This is a genomic window from Scleromatobacter humisilvae (assembly GCF_023231945.1).
GTDB lineage: Bacteria > Pseudomonadota > Gammaproteobacteria > Burkholderiales > Burkholderiaceae_C > Scleromatobacter > Scleromatobacter humisilvae.
Genome location: NZ_JAJLJH010000016.1, coordinates 1 through 15819 on the forward strand (window position 1 = coordinate 1; position 15819 = coordinate 15819).

The 15819-nt window shown below is 69.2% G+C and carries 13 protein-coding genes and 1 tRNA gene; 4 read left to right on the forward strand and 10 right to left on the reverse strand.

Annotated features, from left to right (window positions below; genetic code table 11):
- Nucleotides 1-266: 266 nt before the first annotated feature.
- The 6 genes from LPC04_RS27915 to rsmB form a co-directional block, all read right to left on the reverse strand.
- On the reverse strand, nucleotides 267-1796 hold the full coding sequence (locus tag LPC04_RS27915; RefSeq protein WP_338055491.1) for a phage integrase central domain-containing protein: 1530 nt from the start codon (nucleotides 1794-1796) through the stop codon (nucleotides 267-269).
- A gap of 182 nt (nucleotides 1797-1978) precedes the next feature.
- Nucleotides 1979-2054: transfer RNA gene (locus LPC04_RS27920), tRNA-Phe, on the reverse strand.
- 101 nt (nucleotides 2055-2155) lie between these two features.
- A complete protein-coding gene (locus LPC04_RS27925; RefSeq protein WP_275685616.1) occupies nucleotides 2156-2869 on the reverse strand; it encodes a response regulator in 714 nt (237 codons plus the stop codon).
- 54 nt (nucleotides 2870-2923) lie between these two features.
- Nucleotides 2924-5251: a sensor histidine kinase gene (locus LPC04_RS27930; protein ID WP_275685617.1), complete on the reverse strand. Its 2328-nt coding sequence runs from the start codon at nucleotides 5249-5251 to the stop codon at nucleotides 2924-2926.
- 10 nt (nucleotides 5252-5261) lie between these two features.
- Nucleotides 5262-5834 carry a DUF4390 domain-containing protein gene (locus LPC04_RS27935; RefSeq protein ID WP_275685618.1) on the reverse strand — a complete coding sequence of 191 codons (573 nt, stop codon included), beginning with the start codon at nucleotides 5832-5834 and terminating at the stop codon, nucleotides 5262-5264.
- Between the two features lie 101 nt (nucleotides 5835-5935).
- On the reverse strand, nucleotides 5936-7318 hold the full coding sequence (gene rsmB, locus LPC04_RS27940) for a 16S rRNA (cytosine(967)-C(5))-methyltransferase RsmB (RefSeq protein WP_275685619.1): 1383 nt from the start codon (nucleotides 7316-7318) through the stop codon (nucleotides 5936-5938).
- Nucleotides 7319-7513: 195 nt separating this feature from the next.
- Between rsmB and folE the strand changes: the two genes are divergently transcribed.
- Nucleotides 7514-8284, forward strand: coding sequence for a GTP cyclohydrolase I (folE, locus tag LPC04_RS27945; protein ID WP_275685620.1), 771 nt, complete (start codon nucleotides 7514-7516; stop codon nucleotides 8282-8284).
- A 15-nt stretch (nucleotides 8285-8299) separates the two neighbouring features.
- Nucleotides 8300-8731, forward strand: coding sequence for a BLUF domain-containing protein (locus LPC04_RS27950; protein WP_275685621.1), 432 nt, complete (start codon nucleotides 8300-8302; stop codon nucleotides 8729-8731).
- Nucleotides 8732-8738: 7 nt separating this feature from the next.
- On the opposite strand, the gene LPC04_RS27955 is transcribed toward LPC04_RS27950, so the two are convergent.
- The 3 genes from LPC04_RS27955 to LPC04_RS27965 all read right to left on the reverse strand — a co-directional run bounded on the left by LPC04_RS27955 (nucleotide 8739) and on the right by LPC04_RS27965 (nucleotide 11431).
- Nucleotides 8739-9296 carry a LemA family protein gene (locus tag LPC04_RS27955; protein WP_275685622.1) on the reverse strand — a complete coding sequence of 186 codons (558 nt, stop codon included), beginning with the start codon at nucleotides 9294-9296 and terminating at the stop codon, nucleotides 8739-8741.
- On the reverse strand, nucleotides 9293-10009 hold the full coding sequence (gene queC / locus LPC04_RS27960; RefSeq protein WP_275685623.1) for a 7-cyano-7-deazaguanine synthase QueC: 717 nt from the start codon (nucleotides 10007-10009) through the stop codon (nucleotides 9293-9295). The genes LPC04_RS27955 and queC overlap by 4 nt, the downstream gene beginning before the upstream one ends.
- A gap of 141 nt (nucleotides 10010-10150) precedes the next feature.
- On the reverse strand, nucleotides 10151-11431 hold the full coding sequence (locus tag LPC04_RS27965) for a glutamate-5-semialdehyde dehydrogenase (RefSeq protein ID WP_275685624.1): 1281 nt from the start codon (nucleotides 11429-11431) through the stop codon (nucleotides 10151-10153).
- Nucleotides 11432-11605: 174 nt separating this feature from the next.
- Between LPC04_RS27965 and LPC04_RS27970 the strand changes: the two genes are divergently transcribed.
- Both LPC04_RS27970 and LPC04_RS27975 read left to right on the forward strand, forming a co-directional pair.
- Nucleotides 11606-12226, forward strand: a complete 621-nt coding sequence (locus LPC04_RS27970; protein ID WP_275685625.1) for a hypothetical protein — start codon at nucleotides 11606-11608, stop codon at nucleotides 12224-12226.
- Nucleotides 12227-12433: 207 nt separating this feature from the next.
- A complete protein-coding gene (locus tag LPC04_RS27975) occupies nucleotides 12434-13075 on the forward strand; it encodes an outer membrane beta-barrel protein (protein WP_275685626.1) in 642 nt (213 codons plus the stop codon).
- A 31-nt stretch (nucleotides 13076-13106) separates the two neighbouring features.
- Here the strand turns inward: LPC04_RS27975 and LPC04_RS27980 are convergent, their stop codons facing one another.
- On the reverse strand, nucleotides 13107-15692 hold the full coding sequence (locus LPC04_RS27980; RefSeq protein ID WP_275685627.1) for a DNA topoisomerase III: 2586 nt from the start codon (nucleotides 15690-15692) through the stop codon (nucleotides 13107-13109).
- Between the last annotated feature and the right edge of the window lie 127 nt (nucleotides 15693-15819).

Genomic DNA, 15819 nt, shown 5'->3' on the forward strand with positions numbered 1-15819 from the left:
GCCGATCTTGGCCTTCGATGAATCTTGGCATATCGATCTCCTGCTTCGATATGCCGGGGAACTCTACGCCGTCACCTCTATTCCCGGACCGGGGTTTTCACACAGCCTCCAGCGCAAGCCGAAGCCAGTCCCGTCGCCATCGGCGTCGGCTCTCGTGCGCGAAGCAGATGCTCCTTTCAGGGTCGGCTTGAATGCCCCTATTGGGCATGGATATGCCCAACGTGGGTTGCCGATGCAACGCCGCACGAGAAACGGGCAGGTCGCGTTTAGCCGCGGAGTTCGTCGTCGACAGCATCCAGCAGCTTTGAGCGCGCCATTGCGCTCTTGTTCTGAACGCGCTCGTGCCACGCCAGCACATCCTGCTTGCGCACACGTTGTCGGCTACCCACCATAACCACCGGAATATCGCCCGCGTCGATGTGGCGCACCACGAACGGCCGGGAGACGTTGACGAGGTCTGCCGCGGCTTGGGGCGTCAAAAGGTCCTTGGCATCGACGCGATCCCCGCTGGCCTCATCCACGGGCTTGGCGGTACCGGCCAACAGGCGCAGCTCATCCAAATAGTCCGCCCACCTCTGCAACATCTCCCGCCGCTGCTCGATGAACTCCGTCCGGTTGTACGCTCGCCCCAGGTTGTCCCGCACCGAATGTGCCAGCTGCGCCTCGATGACATCCGGACTGAACCCCAGCCGCTCATGCAGCATCGTCCGCGCCGTCGCCCGGTACCCGTGCATGACGACTTCGTCGGCCGAAAACCCCATCGCGCGAAACCCGGCGTTGATGGTGTTGTTGCTCATCGGCCGATCGTGATGCCGCTCCCCGCGAAACACGAGCTTGCCGCGCCCGGTCAACTCGTGGAGTTCACGAAACACCGCCACCGCCTGCCGCGGCAGCGGCACCAGGTGCGGCGCCCCATGCAGCTTCTGCTGGACTTCGCGCTTCATGCGCGCGGACGGCACCGTCCACAGCGCGTTGTCGAGGTCGATCTCCGCCCACTCGGCGAACCGAAGCTCCCCGGGCCGCAGCAGCAGCATCGGCGCCACCTTGAAGGCCGCCCGCACGACCGGCGTGGCCGCGTAGGCGTCGCAGGCCCGCAGAAGCTCCCCAAACCGCTTCGGATCGGTGATGGCCGGCATGTGCTTGGGCTCCGGCCGCCGCAACGCGTCCTTCAGGTCGCGCGCCGGGTTCGCCGTCATCCGCCCGGTGGCCACCGCGTAGCGGAAGACCTGGCTGCAATTCTCCAGCGCCCGGTGCGCAGTCTCGATGACGCCTCGCTTCTCGATGCGCCGCAGCACCTCCAGCAGCCGCACGGGCGTGATCTCCACCACCGGCTCCTGGCCGACATACGGGAACACGTCCGCCACCAGCCGCCCGATGATCTTCTCGGCGTACATCGGCGCCCAGCCGCTCTTCTTGATGTCGAACCACTCCCGGGCCACCGCCTCGAAGGAGTCCAGCGGCGGCAGGCCCTTGGCCTTGCGCTCTTCGACGATCTCCGCCTGGGCCCAGGACGCCTTCTCGGCCTTGCGCAGGTCGCTCGGGTTCTTGCCCTCGGCCAGCAGCGCCCGCGCCTCGTCAGCCTTGCGCCGCGCCAGGCCCAGCGACGTGTCCGGATACGTGCCCAACGACAGCGTGTTGCGCTTGCCGTGGAACCGGTAGTCGAAGCGCCAGCCGTGGGCCCCGCCGCCCACGAAGAGCAGCAGGTACAGGTTGTCCCCGTCACTCAACCGTCGGCGGGAATCGCCGGGCTTGATCGCGCGCAGGGTGGCGTCACCAGGGATCAGGTTGCGTGCCATGACAGTAACTTTCTGGCCAAAAAGCGCCGAAAGGACAGTTACTGTCGACCTTACTGCTCAGACCCGGTTACCGCAACGAATTCCATGAAGCCGGTTGGGACAACAAAAAAGCCCTAGAGCGTTGATTCTCAAGGGCTTTTTGGATTTCCTGGGACGCTGTGGGACGTCCTTGGACAGTAACTTGGTGGCCTGGGGCGGAATCGAACCACCGACACGCGGATTTTCAATCCGCTGCTCTACCAACTGAGCTACCAGGCCGTCTTCTTCAGACTTGCTTCGAGAGTCGGCCCGTCTCCGGGCGATCAGCGAAGCCCGCTAGTATAGCAGCGCTGAGGTCTCTCGCGGCAAGCTTTTTTGCTTCAGCCCGCGCCGCGCTTGCCGCGCGACAGGTCGACGCCCAGCTGCTTGAGCTTGCGATACAGGTGGGTGCGCTCGAGGCCGGTCTTTTCGGCCACGCGGGTCATGGAGCCGTTCTCGCGCGCCAGGTGGAACTCGAAGTAGCTCTTCTCGAACGCGTCGCGGGCCTCACGCAGCGGGCGGTCGAGATCGAAGCTCTGTTCCGGCTGCGGGCCCAGGTTCAGCGGGCCGGAGGGCTGAAGGCCGAGGCCGCCGGTCATCGCGGCCTCGACGGTCATCGCGTCGGGGCGATAGCCGCCGTTGCCTTGAAGCATGGCGGTCTGCAGGTCGGCGGGCGCCGCGGGGCGCGCGCTCGGGCGCGCGAGGCCCTGTTCGACGGCGCGCAGCAGCTTCTGCAGCGTGATCGGCTTCTCGAGGAACGCGATGGCGCCGTACTTGGTGGCCTCCACGGCGGTGTCGATGGTGCCGTGGCCGCTCATCATGATGACGGGCATGTTGAGCTGGGCGGTGGCGCCCCACTCCTTGAGCAGCGTGATGCCGTCGACGTCCGGCATCCAGATGTCCAGCAGCACGAGGTCGGGACGCAGGCGTTCGCGCACGAGGCGTGCGTTCGCGGCGTTTTCCGCGACTTCCACCGTATGACCCTCGTCGGTGAGGATCTCGGACAGCAGGGCGCGGATGCCCATTTCGTCGTCAACTACAAGAATCGTGGCCATGAATTTGGGAACGGGGCGGGGCTGCTCGGCTGAGTGCGTGCCGCCAAAGAGGCTTTATACAGGGGTTTCGCCGGCCGGCTCCGGGGAGGTCGGCTCGACGAAGCGAGAAAATGATATCGAAACTTGCGCCCCGGCCGCGCCGGTGGCGCCGTCTTCGCCGCTGCCCAGGTTCGCGATGCGCACGCGGGCCCGATGTTCGTCGGCGATCTTCTTGACGACCGCCAGCCCGAGGCCGGTCCCCTTGGACTTGGTGGTGACGTAGGGTTCGAACGCGCGCTGGAGAACATTCTCGGGAAATCCGGGCCCATTGTCCTCCACCTTGAGGCGCACGGCGCGCACGCTGCCGTCGTCCTTGCGGGCACACTCCGTTCGCACCTGCACGAGGGCGTCGGGCCAGATCGACGCGGCATCCAGCGCGTTCTGCACGAGGTTGTGCACCACCTGGCGCAGCTGGGTGGTGTCGCCCATGATCTTCGGCAGGCCGGCCTCCAGCTTCGAGACGAGATGACCCTTCTCGTGCGCGTCGCCGTACAGCGCCAGCACCTCGGCGACGAGCGCGTTGAGGTCGATCGGCTGCAGGTTGGCGTTAGGCAGGCGCGCGTAGTCGCGGAACTCGTTGACCAGCTGCTTCATCGACTGCACCTGGGCGACGATCGTGCTGACGCTTCGCTGCAGCATCGCCTGGTCCGCCGCGTCGGCCAGCTTGCTCTCGAGCTTGAACTGCAGCCGCTCGGCCGACAGCTGGATCGGCGTGAGCGGATTCTTGATCTCGTGCGCAAGCCGCCGCGCGACCTCGCTCCACGCGGCCGATCGCTGCGCCGAGACGACCTCGGTGATGTCATCGAACACCATCAGGCGCGCGTCGCCGGGCAACAGGGCGCCGCGCACGAGCAGCGTGAGCTCGTGGCCCTTGTCGCCGACCTTGAGGTCGAACTGGTCCTGCCACAGCACGCGCTCGCCGGCCTCGGGGCTGGCCAGGTGCAGCTCGAAGCGCTGTTCGACGGCCTGCGCGAATTCGGCCAGCAGCGGGATGTCCTCCAGCTTGCGGCCCTGGTACGCGGACAGCGGCACGCGCAGGATGCGGGTCGCGCCCGGATTGACCGTGTCGATGCGCCACTGCGTGTCGAACAGGATGACGCCGGCGGTCAGGTTGTCGAGGATGGTCTGCAGCCGCGTGCGCGCGCGCTCGACGGCCGTGACGCTGCGATCGACGTCGGCGCGCGCCTGTCCGAGCTGCTCGGTCATCTGCGCGAACGAGCGCGTGAGGCCGCCGATCTCGTCACGCGACTCGTAGACCGGCTTGGCCCCGAGGTCGCCCGCGGCCACCGCGCGCATGCCCTCGGCCAGCAGCAGCAGCGGGCGCGCCAGCTGGTTGCCGAAGGTGATGGCGATCAGCACCGAGCCGAACACGGCGAGCACCACGGTCAGCGTCAGCGTGCCGACATACATGCGGCGCAGGCCCTCGCGGGCGAGCGCGCGCTGCTGGTAGTCGCGATAGGCGCCCTGCACGGCCAGCGCGTTCGTGACGACCACCGGCGGCAGCGGCTGCACCGCGAGCAGGAAGCGCTCGCTGTTGTCCAGCGACAGGCTGCTCGAAGGCACCTGCACCAGCGCCCGCACGCGCGCGGCGACGCCGGTGCCGGGCGAGGCCTCGTCCTCCAGGCCCTCGACCTGGCTGGCCGTGCCGGTGGCACGCGCCTGGCGGATCAGCGCGACCGACGGCCGATCGGGCAGCAGCGACGGCCGCGAGCTCGCTGCCAGCACGATCTGCCCGTTGCCGGCGACCAGCGCCAGATCCTGCGCGCCGATCTGGTCGCGCATGCGTTCGAGCGCGAGCGCCGCGCCGGGCGCGTGCGGATCGCCGATGCGCATCGCGACGTTGCTCGCCTTGCCGACGAGGTCCGCCGACAGCGCGTCCAGCGTGCCCTTGCCGAGGTTGAGGCCGGCCACCAGCGCGCGGTCGACCTTGGTGTCGAACCAGGCGTCGATGCTGCGGCTGACGAACTGCAGCGACACCGTGTAGATCAACGCGCCCGGCACCACGCCCACCAGCGCGAAGATGGCCGCGAGCTTGAGCAGCAGCCGGCTGCCGAACTTGCCGCTGCGCCAGCGCAGGCCGAGGCGGATCGTGGCGCCCACCAGCACGATCAGCAACGCCAGCGCGACGACCGCGTTGATCCAGAACAGCCAGACGAAGTTGCGCTCGTACAGCGCCGTCTCGCCCGAGGCCAGCGCCACGACGAAGCCCAGCACCAGCGCCACGCCCAGGAACGCAAGGAGCGCGACCGCCCACAGGAAGCGCACGGAGCGCTGGCTCATCTTGAACGACGGGCGCTTGCGGATGGTCCGCGAGGTCTCGCCGACGATGACGGGGTCGGTCACGATGGCCTGCTTATTCGACCGGGAACGTGCGCTCGACGCCCAGCTTCCACTCCGACTGCGCGCTGATGTCGAGCCTCATCGCAGGCGGCAGTTGGGAGGAGTCGAGGTAGAACTGGAAGTCGACGTAGTAGCGGTCGGTGGCGTCGACGCCGGAGTCGGCGATGCGCCAGTGGGCGATGCGCGTGATCGTCGTGAGGGCTTCTTCCAGCGACGGATACGACTGGCTGAACGCCCCCAGGCTCACGCGCCAGGCCGACGTGAGCGGCTGGTACGACAGCCGCCAGCTGCGCGATACGCGCGAGACGCGCTCGTCGCGCCAGTACCAGCGCGGCCGCTTGACGCTGGCCTCGGCCACGAAATACACCGGCACCCCGTGGCGCAGGCCTTCCTCGACCGCCTTGCTGAGCGTGAGGTTGGCCGCGAAATCGAGCACCACGCCGCCGTCCTGCCGCTTGGCGACGATGGTCGGCAGCTCGACGCCCTGCGCGAGCGCGCGCGGCGCGAAGCCCAGGCCGCCCGCCAGACACACGGCGGCCAGGAACGCCGCTGCCAGGACGCGGCGGGCGTCTTGGGCCAGGGCCATCCAGCGGTGATGCGGTCGAACCAGGGGCAGGTGCACGTTGGCGATGCGAAATTGCGTCAGTCAGACGCGGAGTTGCATTTCTTGATACGAAACCCTGGGCGTCAGTTCCCGCCGGCAGTCGACTCCTTGCGCAACAGCGCGTAATAGAAGCCGTCGGCGACGCCATGGGAGCCCATGTCGGCACCGCTGCCGGGCGACGACGCGCCGGTCGAACCATTGTCCGGCAGCGGCAGCAGGTGGCCGGGCGAGCGGTCGTCCAAATGGGCGCCGGAGGCACCGCGGCGTTGCAAAAATGCGTCGATCTGGTGCTCGCCCTCCGTCCGGAAGACCGAACAGGTGGCGTAGAGCAGCCAGCCGCCGGGTTTGAGCGTCGGCCACAACGCGTCCAGCAGCTCGGCCTGGATCCTGCCAAGCGCGGCGATGTCCTCGCTGCGGCGCAGCCAGCGGATGTCGGGATGGCGGCGAACGATGCCCGAGGCGCTGCAGGGCGCGTCCAGCAGGATGGCGTCGAAGGGCTGGCCGTCCCACCAGTCGGCCGGGCGGCGGCCGTCGCCCGCGCGCGTGCGGGCCGACAGGCGCAGGCGTGCGAGCGTGTCGTCCACGCGCGCAAGGCGCTTCGGGTCGGCGTCGAGCGCCAGCACGTCGAGGTCGGCCAGCTCCAGCAGGTGCGCGGTCTTGCCGCCGGGCGCGGCGCAGGCGTCGAGCACGCGCGCGCCGGACGGCAGGCCCGCGCCCACCAGCAGGCTGGCGGCGCGCTGGGCGGCGGCGTCCTGCACCGAGACGGCGCCGTCGGCGAAGCCGGGGAGGCGGTCGACGGGCACCGGCGCGTCCAGCACGATCGTCTGCGGCCCGGTGAGCTCGCCGGCCAGGCCGGCGGCCTGCAGCCGCTCCAGGTAGGCCGCGCCGGTGGCCTGGCGCACGTTCACGCGCAGGCACATCGGCGGACGCTCCTGCGCCGCGGCCAGGATGCCTTGCCACTGCGCGGGCCAGTCCGCCTTCAGGCGATCGATCCACCATGGCGGATGGTTCCACTGCGCGGTCGGCTGCTTCAGCGCGGCGGCCACCAGCGCCTCGCGTTCGCGGATGAACCGGCGCAGCACGGCATTCAGGAAGGACGCCGACTGCGGTGCGCGCTTGCGGGCGGCCGTGACGGCCTGGTCGACCAGCGTGTGGTCGGGATACGGCGGCGCGTCGTCGGGCCACAGCAGCGCGAGCGCGCTCAGCAGCAGCGCCTCGACGGCCGGCGGCGGCGTGCGCGGCGCGAGCATCGCCCGCAGCACCTGCGCCGCGCCGAGCCGGCGCAGCACGAGGAAGGACAGCGCCTGCGTGCCCGGGCGCAGCGGCGCCGGGCAGGCGGCCAGCACGTCGGTCAGCGAGCGGCCGCTGCGCACGGCCTGGACGGCATCGGCCGTCTGTTCCAGCAGGCGCGACAGCGCCGGGGCCTGGCCGGCGGGCACGCCGCGGGTGTTGTTGTCGGAAGTCACCCGGCCAGTCTACCCACCGGCCTTTGCTGCCGGGCATCGCGTGCTTGTCAGGACGGAAACCTGTCGGAACGGCGCGACCGAATGCCGGAACTGCGGGATTTCCGGCGCAAAAAAGGGCCGGAATGCGGTCCGCGCCGCACGAAGTGTGGCGTCGGCGCAAAATGTCGGATCCGGATTCCGACGCCTGCCGAGCCCATGCCCACTTCCGTTCCGCCTCCCGAACCCGCGCCCGGCGACGCCGCGTCGCGCTCGCTGACGCTGATCCGCACCGAGGCCGACCTGGCCGCGCTGCCGGCATCCGAGCGCATCCGCTACCGGCTGGTGGGCGCGGACTGCCGCTTCCACGCCAACGACAACATCTCCGAGTTCGTGCGCCCCGGCGAGACCGAGGAGCTGAAGGCCGAGGTCGCCCAGCACATGCAGGCCGTGCTGCGCGCGCTGGTGATCGACACCGACTCCGACCACAACACGCAGGAAACCGCGCGTCGCGTGGCCAAGATGTTCGTCGACGAGGTGTTCCGCGGCCGCTACCAGGCCATGCCCCCGGTCACCGAATTCCCCAACGTCACACGGCTCAACGAGCTGATGATCGTCGGCCCGATCTCGGTGCGCAGCGCCTGCTCGCACCACATGTGCCCGATCCTCGGCCGCATCTGGATCGGCGTGCTGCCCAACGAGCATTCCAACCTGATCGGGCTGTCGAAGTACTCACGCATCGTCGACTGGATCATGACGCGCCCGCAGATCCAGGAAGAGGCCGTGACGATGCTGGCCAACGTGCTGCAGGAACGCGTCAAGCCCGATGGCCTGGCCATCGTGATGGAGGCCGACCACTTCTGCATGCAGTGGCGCGGCGTGAAGGATCTCGACTCCGCGATGACCAACAGCGTCATGCGCGGCGCCTTCCTGAAGGATCCGCACCTGCGCCGCGAATTCCTCTCGCTGCTGTCGAAGAAGACCGCCTGAACATCGGAGCACCCCATGCTGGTACGACTGATGTATGCGAGCCGCGCGGCCGCCAACCTCGACAACGAGGAAGTAGCCGCCATCCTGCGCAAGTCGCGCACGACGAACGCGCGCGAGGGAATCACCGGCGCGCTGTGCATGTGCAACAACGGGCGGCTGTTCATCCAGGTGCTCGAAGGCGGACGCAACGCGGTGAGCAAGCGCTACAACCGCATCGTCGGCGATCAACGGCACTCGGACGTCACGCTGCTGCAGTTCGAGGAGATCGACGAGCGCCGCTTCGCGGGCTGGTCCATGGGCCAGGTCAACATGGCGCGCCTGAACCCGGGGCTGATCCTGAAGTACTCGGAACTTGGCAACCTCGACCCGTGGTCGGTGCCGGGCGAGGCCACGGCGGCGCTGTTCGACGAGATGATCGCGACCGCGGCCATCATGGGCCAGCCCTGACGAAACCTCAGACGCGACCGGCGGAGCGGAAGCCCAGCGGCGACGCGATCAGCCGCGTCGGCACCTGATGGATCGCCTTGTTGTAGCGGTCGACCGCATCGTTGAAGCCCTGCCGCGCGAACTGGATGCGCGGCTCGGCCTCGCGCCAGGCCGCGAGCGCCGCGGCGAGTTGCGGGCCCTGCTCGGACTCGTGGACCAGCGCCGGCTGCAGCTCGATCAGCGCGCGCAACCGGCTCGCGGGCGAGGCGAGGCCGGCTTCGGCCGTCACCCACAGCGACACGTCCGCGATGCGGGCGCGTGCCTGGCGCACGCCGTCGGCGGCCGCGCGCTGCTTCGCGTCGGCATCGGCCAGCGACTGCAGCGTGGCGGCCTCGGCGACCAGCGGCTCGCGCACCGCGTCGGCCACGGCCGCCATCGCCTCGCTGCGCTTGACGAGCGCCGCGACGATCTGCTCCCACGCCGACAGGATGGCCGCACGCAGCCGCACGAGGCGGTTGTAGGCGCCCACCACCCAGGCGAGCAGCACCGCCAGCAGCACCAGCTGGAACAGCCAATGCGAGGTCATGCGTTCTTCGCGAGGCCGGCGACGAAGCCGGCGTGGCCCGCGGCGCGCAGCTGGCAGGCGGGGCACAGGCCGCAGCCGTAGCCCCAGTCGTGGCGGGCGCCGCGTTCGCCGAGATAGCAGGTGTGCGTCTTCTCGACGATGACCTCGTTGAGCGCGGTGCCGCCCAGCGAATCGGTCAGCGCCCAGGTCTGCGCCTTCGTGATGAACATCAGCGGCGTCTCGATCGTCATCGGCGTGGCCAGGCCCAGGCTGAGGGCGACCTGCATCGCCTTGAGCGTGTTGTCGCGGCAGTCGGGGTAGCCGGAGAAGTCCGTCTCGCACATGCCGCCCACCAGCACCGACGCGCCGCGGCGGTAGGCAATGGTCGCGGCGAAGCCGAGGAACAGCAGGTTGCGCCCGGGCACGAAGGTGTTGGGCAGGCCGTTGGCCTCGAACTCGATCGCGCGGTCGGAGGTGAGCGCGGTGTCGGACACCTGGCCCAGCAGCGCGAGATCGAGCAGGTGGTCGTCGCCCAGCCGCGCGGCCCAGTCGGGGTTCAACGCGGCGAGCGCCTCGCGCACGCCGGCACGGCAATCGAGCTCGATGCGGTGGCGCTGGCCGTAGTCGAAGCCGATGGTTTCCACGCGCGCGTAACGCGCGAGTGCCCACGCGAGGCAGGCGGTGGAATCCTGGCCGCCGGAAAAGAGCACCAGGGCGCTGCGGGGATCGATCATTTGAAGATGCGGATGCGGAAGTCCCGCAAGCATAGTCGCTTCGGTGCCGCGTGACGCATCAACGCCGGCGAGCGCTCGGCCGCCCGGAGCGAGCCGGCGTGAGCCCCTCGGGGGCGGGGAGCGGAGCGAGCCGGGTCGTCATCACTCGCGGATCTCGCCCTCGCCCAGCACGATCCACTTCTGCGACGTCAGCCCTTCGAGGCCCACCGGGCCGCGGGCGTGGAACTTGTCCGTGGAGATGCCGATCTCCGCGCCCAGGCCGTACTCGAAGCCGTCGGCGAAGCGCGTGCTGGCGTTGACCATCACGCTGGCCGAATCCACCTCGCGCAGGAAGCGCATCGCGTTCGGATGGTCGGTGGTGAGGATGGCGTCGGTGTGGTGCGAGCCGTGGCGGTTGATGTGGGCGATGGCCTCGTCCAGCGAGTCGACCACGCGGATGCTGACGATGGGCGCGAGGTACTCCTCGCCCCAGTCGCTGTCGGTGGCGGCCACCAGCTTCGCGCCGGCGACATCCTTCAGCGCGGCCAGCACGCGCGTATCGCCGCGCATCTCCACGCCCTTGGCCGCGAAGACCGCGCCGATGCGCGGCAGGAACGCGCCCGCCTGCGCAGCGTGCACGACGAGGGACTCGGTGGCGTTGCACGGGCTGTACTTCTGCGTCTTCGCGTTGTCGACGACGCGCACCGCCAGCTCGAGGTCGACGCGCTCGTCGACGTAGGTGTGGCAGTTGCCGTCCAGGTGCTTGATGACCGGCACGCGGGCCTCGCGCGCGACGCGCTCGATCAGGCCCTTGCCGCCGCGCGGGATGATCACGTCGACGAACTCGGGCATCGCGACGAGCCGGCCGACGGCGGCACGGTCGGTGGTCTCGACGAGCTGCACCGCCGTCTCGGGCAGGCCGGCATCGGCGAGCGCGCGCTGCACGCAGCGCCACAGCGCGACGTTGGAGCGGATCGCCTCCGAGCCGCCGCGCAGGATGCACGCGTTGCCGCTCTTGATCGCAAGCGACGCGGCCTCGATCGTGACGTTGGGACGGCTCTCGTAGATCATGCCGAACACGCCCAGCGGCACGCGCATGCGGCCCACGCGGATGCCGCTCGGGCGCTGGGTGACGCCGGTGATCTCGCCGATCGGGTCGGGCATCTCGGCCAGCTGCAGGCAACCTTGGATGACGGTGTCCAGCGCATGCGCGTCGAGGCGCAGGCGGTCGAACAGCGGTCCGGCGAGGCCCTTGTCGGCCGCGGCGCGCAGGTCTTGCGCATTGGCCGTCTCGAGCTCGGGCCCGGCCTCGCGCAGGCGCGCGGCGAGCGCGCGCAACGCGGCGTCGCGCTTCGCGCGCGGCGACGCGGCCATGCGCGCGGCGGCGCCGCGGGCGGCGGCGCCCAGCGCGTCGAGAGTGGCGACGATGTCCGACGTTGTCATGGAATCGATTGTCCGCCACCTGCCAACTCCCCCACGGACCGGGAGATTTCGTGTCTCGGCGAGTGTGGGATCGCCGCGACGGTGGCCGTCGGCGTCATCGCGGGCTCGCTAACATCGCCGGCGCGGCGCGGGGAGGACTCGGCGTCGACTCGTCTTCAACAACCATTCGAATCCATGAAGCAACTCATCGCCCTGGCCACCCTGGCCGCTTCCGCGCTTGCCCCGACGCTGGCCCACGCCGGCCTCGATTCCGACAATCCCTTGCACCCGCTGGTGGGCATCGCGATCACCGGCGGCGGCGACAAGATCTCGCATGTCGACTACACCGACGGCACCTCGCAGGACATCACGGCCGGGGGCCTGGTGCAACTCTACGGCGGCGTCGAATACCATCCGAAGGGGGCGCCCCTCGCGTTCCAGGCGACGGTCGGCTATCACGTCGACAGCACGCACGCGAGGAACGGCGACCAGACCTTCTCGCGCTGGCCGATCGAGGCGATCGCCCTGTTCAACGCGACCGACAAGATCCGTTTCGGCCTGGGCGCACGCTATGCGGCATCGCCCAAGTTCAGCAGCGGCGGCGCCGGCTACGTGGGCAGCGCGGACTACACGTCGCAAGTCGGCTTCCTGGCGATGGCCGAGTGGCTGATCACGCCGTCGATGGGCGTGCAGCTGCGCTATGTGGACGAGCACTACAAGGTCCACAGCGTCACCTACGACGGCGTCAATTTCCGCGAGAGCGACTACCACCTCAACGGCAGCCACGGCGGTGTCGGCTTCAACTACTACTTCTGACGCCCGGCCCGCGGCGGCGGCAGGGCTGTCCGGCATCGCCCGGTAAGATCGCTGCCGCCGCCGGCCCGACGCCCCGTCATGCTGCCCACGCCCGCCTCGCCGCGGACGCCCCAGCCGATCTCCGTCGCGACCTTTCCGGCTTGTCGGCGCCGCGCGCGCCAGGGTGAGCGCGCACGCGCCCACCGACCAGCCACAGGAATCGTCCCGATGACACGCCTCGTCTCCATCGCCGCCCGCCGTCCCGCCGGCGCCATCGCCCTGGCCATCGCGCTGGCAGGCAGCTCGCCGGCCTTCGCGGCGCCCTCGCCCGCCGACGGCGCCAGTCCCCAGGCCGCACCCGCCTCGATCCGTCCGCTCGTGGGCGTGCTGCTGACCGGCACGCTCAGCGAGAACGATGCCGTGGTCAGGAATCCCGACGGCAGCAACGCCAGCGGCGCGCTGGGCGGCCGTTACGAGGCCTACGCGGGCGCCGAATTCCCGATCGATCCGAACGGCCTGACGCTGCGCCTGACCGGCGGCATCCACGCCACCGCGGCCCTGTCCCACACGGGCGGCGGCAGCGAGCACATGACCAGCTTCCCGCTCGAAGCGACCCTCTGGTATCCCGTCAACGACAAGCTGCGCATCGGCGGCGGCGCGCGCTACGCCCTGCACTCGCGCTTCAGCGGCGCCGGCGACAAGACCAGCGACGGATTGAACGCGACGCCGGGGGTGCTCTTCGGCGTCGGCTATCGCCTGATGCCGCACCTGCAGCTCGACCTGCGCTACGTCTACGAGCGCTACGAGCAGGCGAGCGGCGGCGACCTCGACGCCAGCCACTGGGGCCTGGGCCTGACGGCGCTCTACTGACGCCGCCCAGCCCCCGCCCCGCCGGCCCGGCTCACTCCTCGTCGGCCACCTTCTTCTTCGCCGCGGTCTTCTTGGCCGCCGGCACCTTCGCCGCACGCGCCTCGAACTCGAAGTTCACCTTGCCTTCCTTCTTGTCGTACGCGAGGAAGGCCTTGAACTTGCGGCGCGTCTTGTTGGAGACGAAGTTCTCCATCAGGTCCGTCTTGCCGGTGGCCAGCAGCTTGGCCATGTTCTCGCGCGACACCGGCTGTTGCAGGATGATCTTGCCGCTCTTGAAGTCGCAGGTGACGTGCGCGCCCACCGCGTGCTCGCAGACGTAGGACGTGCCGTGCTCGTAGACATGGCCCTGGTCCTTGGGACACGGCCCGAGCGACTCCTGGTCCGAGAAGTCCACCGGCTCGCCGTCGCCCTCCTTGGCCTCTTCGCCGAAGTCGAACTCGAGCTTCCAGTTCTTGATCTCGTCGTCGTAGGCCAGCTTGAGTTCGGCCGTGAACGGCCAGCCGGCCTTGGAGCGGAAGCCGTCCAGCGGGCCGATCTTCTTGTCGGCGAGGAACTGCTCGACCTCCGCGCTCTCGAACGCGCGGCCGGCCGGGATCTTGGTGATCGAGAACTCGCAGCTGTCGGAGCCGTCGCCCTTCTTGCCCTGGCACGTGAAGCGGCGGTAGTTCTCCTTGACGATCCCGCCGCAGTTCGGGCACGGCGTCTTCAGCGTCGCGTAATCGCCCGGGATCGTGTCGCGGTCGTACTCCTTGGCCTTCTTGACGATGCGCTCGGCCATGCTCGCGATGTCGCCCATGAAGGCGTCGCGCGACAGGCGGCCGTGCTCCATTTCGGACAGCTTGAACTCCCAGTTGCCGGTGAGGTCGGGACGCGTCAGGTCCTCGACGTCGAGGCCGCGCAGCAGCGTCATCAGCTGGAAGGCCTTGGCGGTCGGGATCAGGTCGCGGCCCTCGCGCAGGATGTACTTCTCGAGGATCAGCCCTTCGATCACCTGCGCTCGCGTCGCCGGGGTGCCCAGGCCCTTCTCGGCCATCGCGTCGCGCAGCTCGTCGTCGTCGATCAGCTTGCCCGCGCCTTCCATCGCCGACAGCAGCGTGCCTTCGTTGTAGCGCGCCGGCGGACGCGTCTTCGAGCCGACGGCCTCCACCGACTCGTTGCGCACGATCTCGTCCTTCTGCACCGCCACCAGCGTCGCGTCCTCGTCCTGCGCCTCCTTGCCGTAGACCGCCAGCCAGCCCGGATTGACCAGCACCTTGCCGTTGGTCTGGAAGCGGTGCTCGTCGACCTGCGTCAGGCGCGTCGTGACCTGGTATTCGGCGCTCGGGAAGAACACCGCGATGAAGCGCTTGACGACCAGGTCGTACAGCTTCGCCTCGATGTCGGACAGCGATTTCGGCGCCTGCAGCGTCGGGATGATCGCGAAGTGATCCGACACCTTCGCGTTGTCGAACACGCGCTTGGACGGCTTGACGTAGCCCTCCTTGAGCGCCTTGGCGGCGTGCGGGCCGAGCTCGCGCAGCGGGCCCGGCAGGTCTTCCGTCGACAGCATCTTGAGCGTGTCCTTGACCACCGGCAGGTAGTCCTCGGGCAGCGCGCGCGAGTCGGTCCGCGGGTAGGTCAGCACTTTGTGCTTCTCGTACAGCGCCTGCGCCAGCGACAGCGTGGTCTTGGCCGAGAAGCCGAAGCGGCCGTTGGCCTCGCGCTGCAGGCTGGTCAGGTCATAAAGCAGCGGGCTGGCCGAGGTGCTGGGCTTGGATTCCTCGGTCACCTTGCCGGGCTTGCCCAGCACGGCGGCGGCGATCTTCTCGGCCGTGGCCTTGTCCCAGACGCGGTCGGCGCGGCGGTCGGCGTCCTCGTCCTTCTTGAAGGCCGGGTCGACCCACTTGGCGTCGTACTGGCCGGCGACGGCATCGAACGTGGCCTTGACCTCCCAATAGTCGCGCGCCACGTGCTTGCGGATCTTCTCCTCGCGTTCGACGACGATGGACAGCGTGGGCGTCTGCACCCGGCCGACGGTCGTCAGGAAGAAGCCGCCGTCGCGCGAGTTGAACGCGGTCATCGCGCGCGTGCCGTTGATGCCCACCAGCCAGTCGGCCTCGGAGCGGCTGCGCGCGGCCGCCGCCAGGCCCTGCATCTGCTCGTCCGTGCGCAGCTTGTCGAAGCCGTCGCGGATCGCCTGCGGCGTCATCGACTGCAGCCACAGGCGGCGCACGGGCTTGTTGAGCGCGCCGCGCGCGGGCTCGGCGTACTGCGCGATCAGGCGGAAGATCAGCTCGCCTTCGCGGCCCGCGTCGCAGGCGTTGATCAGGTCGGTGACGTCCTTGCGGCGCACCAGCTTGACGACCGCGTTCAGGCGCGTCTTGGCCTTGTCGATCGGCGCGAGGTCGAAATGCGGCGGGATCACCGGCAGGTTGGCGAAGCTCCACTTGCCGCGCTTGACGTCGAATTCCTCGGGCGCCTTGATCTCGACCAGGTGGCCGACGGCAGACGTGACGACGTAGCGATCGCTCTCGAAATATTCGGCGAACTTCTCGAACTTGCCTGCGGTGGGCGTCAGCGCACGGACGATGTCCTGCGCCACGCTCGGCTTTTCCGCAATGATCAGAGTCTTTGTCATTTATTTACCTTGGAACCGCGGAGCCTCGAAAAGCCCTGCCTAAAATGCATCTCTCGCGCGCGCCTGCACACACGTACACGCGCGCGCCCACAATTTCAATGTACCGAATGACGTCGAAGCTGCAAGC

Bases quoted from the DNA above. Each gene is read 5' to 3' on its own strand.
- queC (WP_275685623.1), bottom strand. From the start codon at position 10,009: ATGATCGATCCCCGCAGCGCCCTGGTGCTCTTTTCCGGCGGCCAGGAT.
- LPC04_RS27965 (WP_275685624.1), bottom strand. From the start codon at position 11,431: ATGACAACGTCGGACATCGTCGCCACTCTCGACGCGCTGGGCGCCGCC.
- LPC04_RS27970 (WP_275685625.1), top strand. From the start codon at position 11,606: ATGAAGCAACTCATCGCCCTGGCCACCCTGGCCGCTTCCGCGCTTGCC.
- folE (WP_275685620.1), top strand. From the start codon at position 7,514: ATGCCCACTTCCGTTCCGCCTCCCGAACCCGCGCCCGGCGACGCCGCG.
- LPC04_RS27950 (WP_275685621.1), top strand. From the start codon at position 8,300: ATGCTGGTACGACTGATGTATGCGAGCCGCGCGGCCGCCAACCTCGAC.
- LPC04_RS27915 (WP_338055491.1), bottom strand. From the start codon at position 1,796: ATGGCACGCAACCTGATCCCTGGTGACGCCACCCTGCGCGCGATCAAG.
- LPC04_RS27955 (WP_275685622.1), bottom strand. From the start codon at position 9,296: ATGACCTCGCATTGGCTGTTCCAGCTGGTGCTGCTGGCGGTGCTGCTC.
- LPC04_RS27935 (WP_275685618.1), bottom strand. From the start codon at position 5,834: ATGGCCCTGGCCCAAGACGCCCGCCGCGTCCTGGCAGCGGCGTTCCTG.
- LPC04_RS27980 (WP_275685627.1), bottom strand. From the start codon at position 15,692: ATGACAAAGACTCTGATCATTGCGGAAAAGCCGAGCGTGGCGCAGGAC.
- LPC04_RS27925 (WP_275685616.1), bottom strand. From the start codon at position 2,869: ATGGCCACGATTCTTGTAGTTGACGACGAAATGGGCATCCGCGCCCTG.
- LPC04_RS27975 (WP_275685626.1), top strand. From the start codon at position 12,434: ATGACACGCCTCGTCTCCATCGCCGCCCGCCGTCCCGCCGGCGCCATC.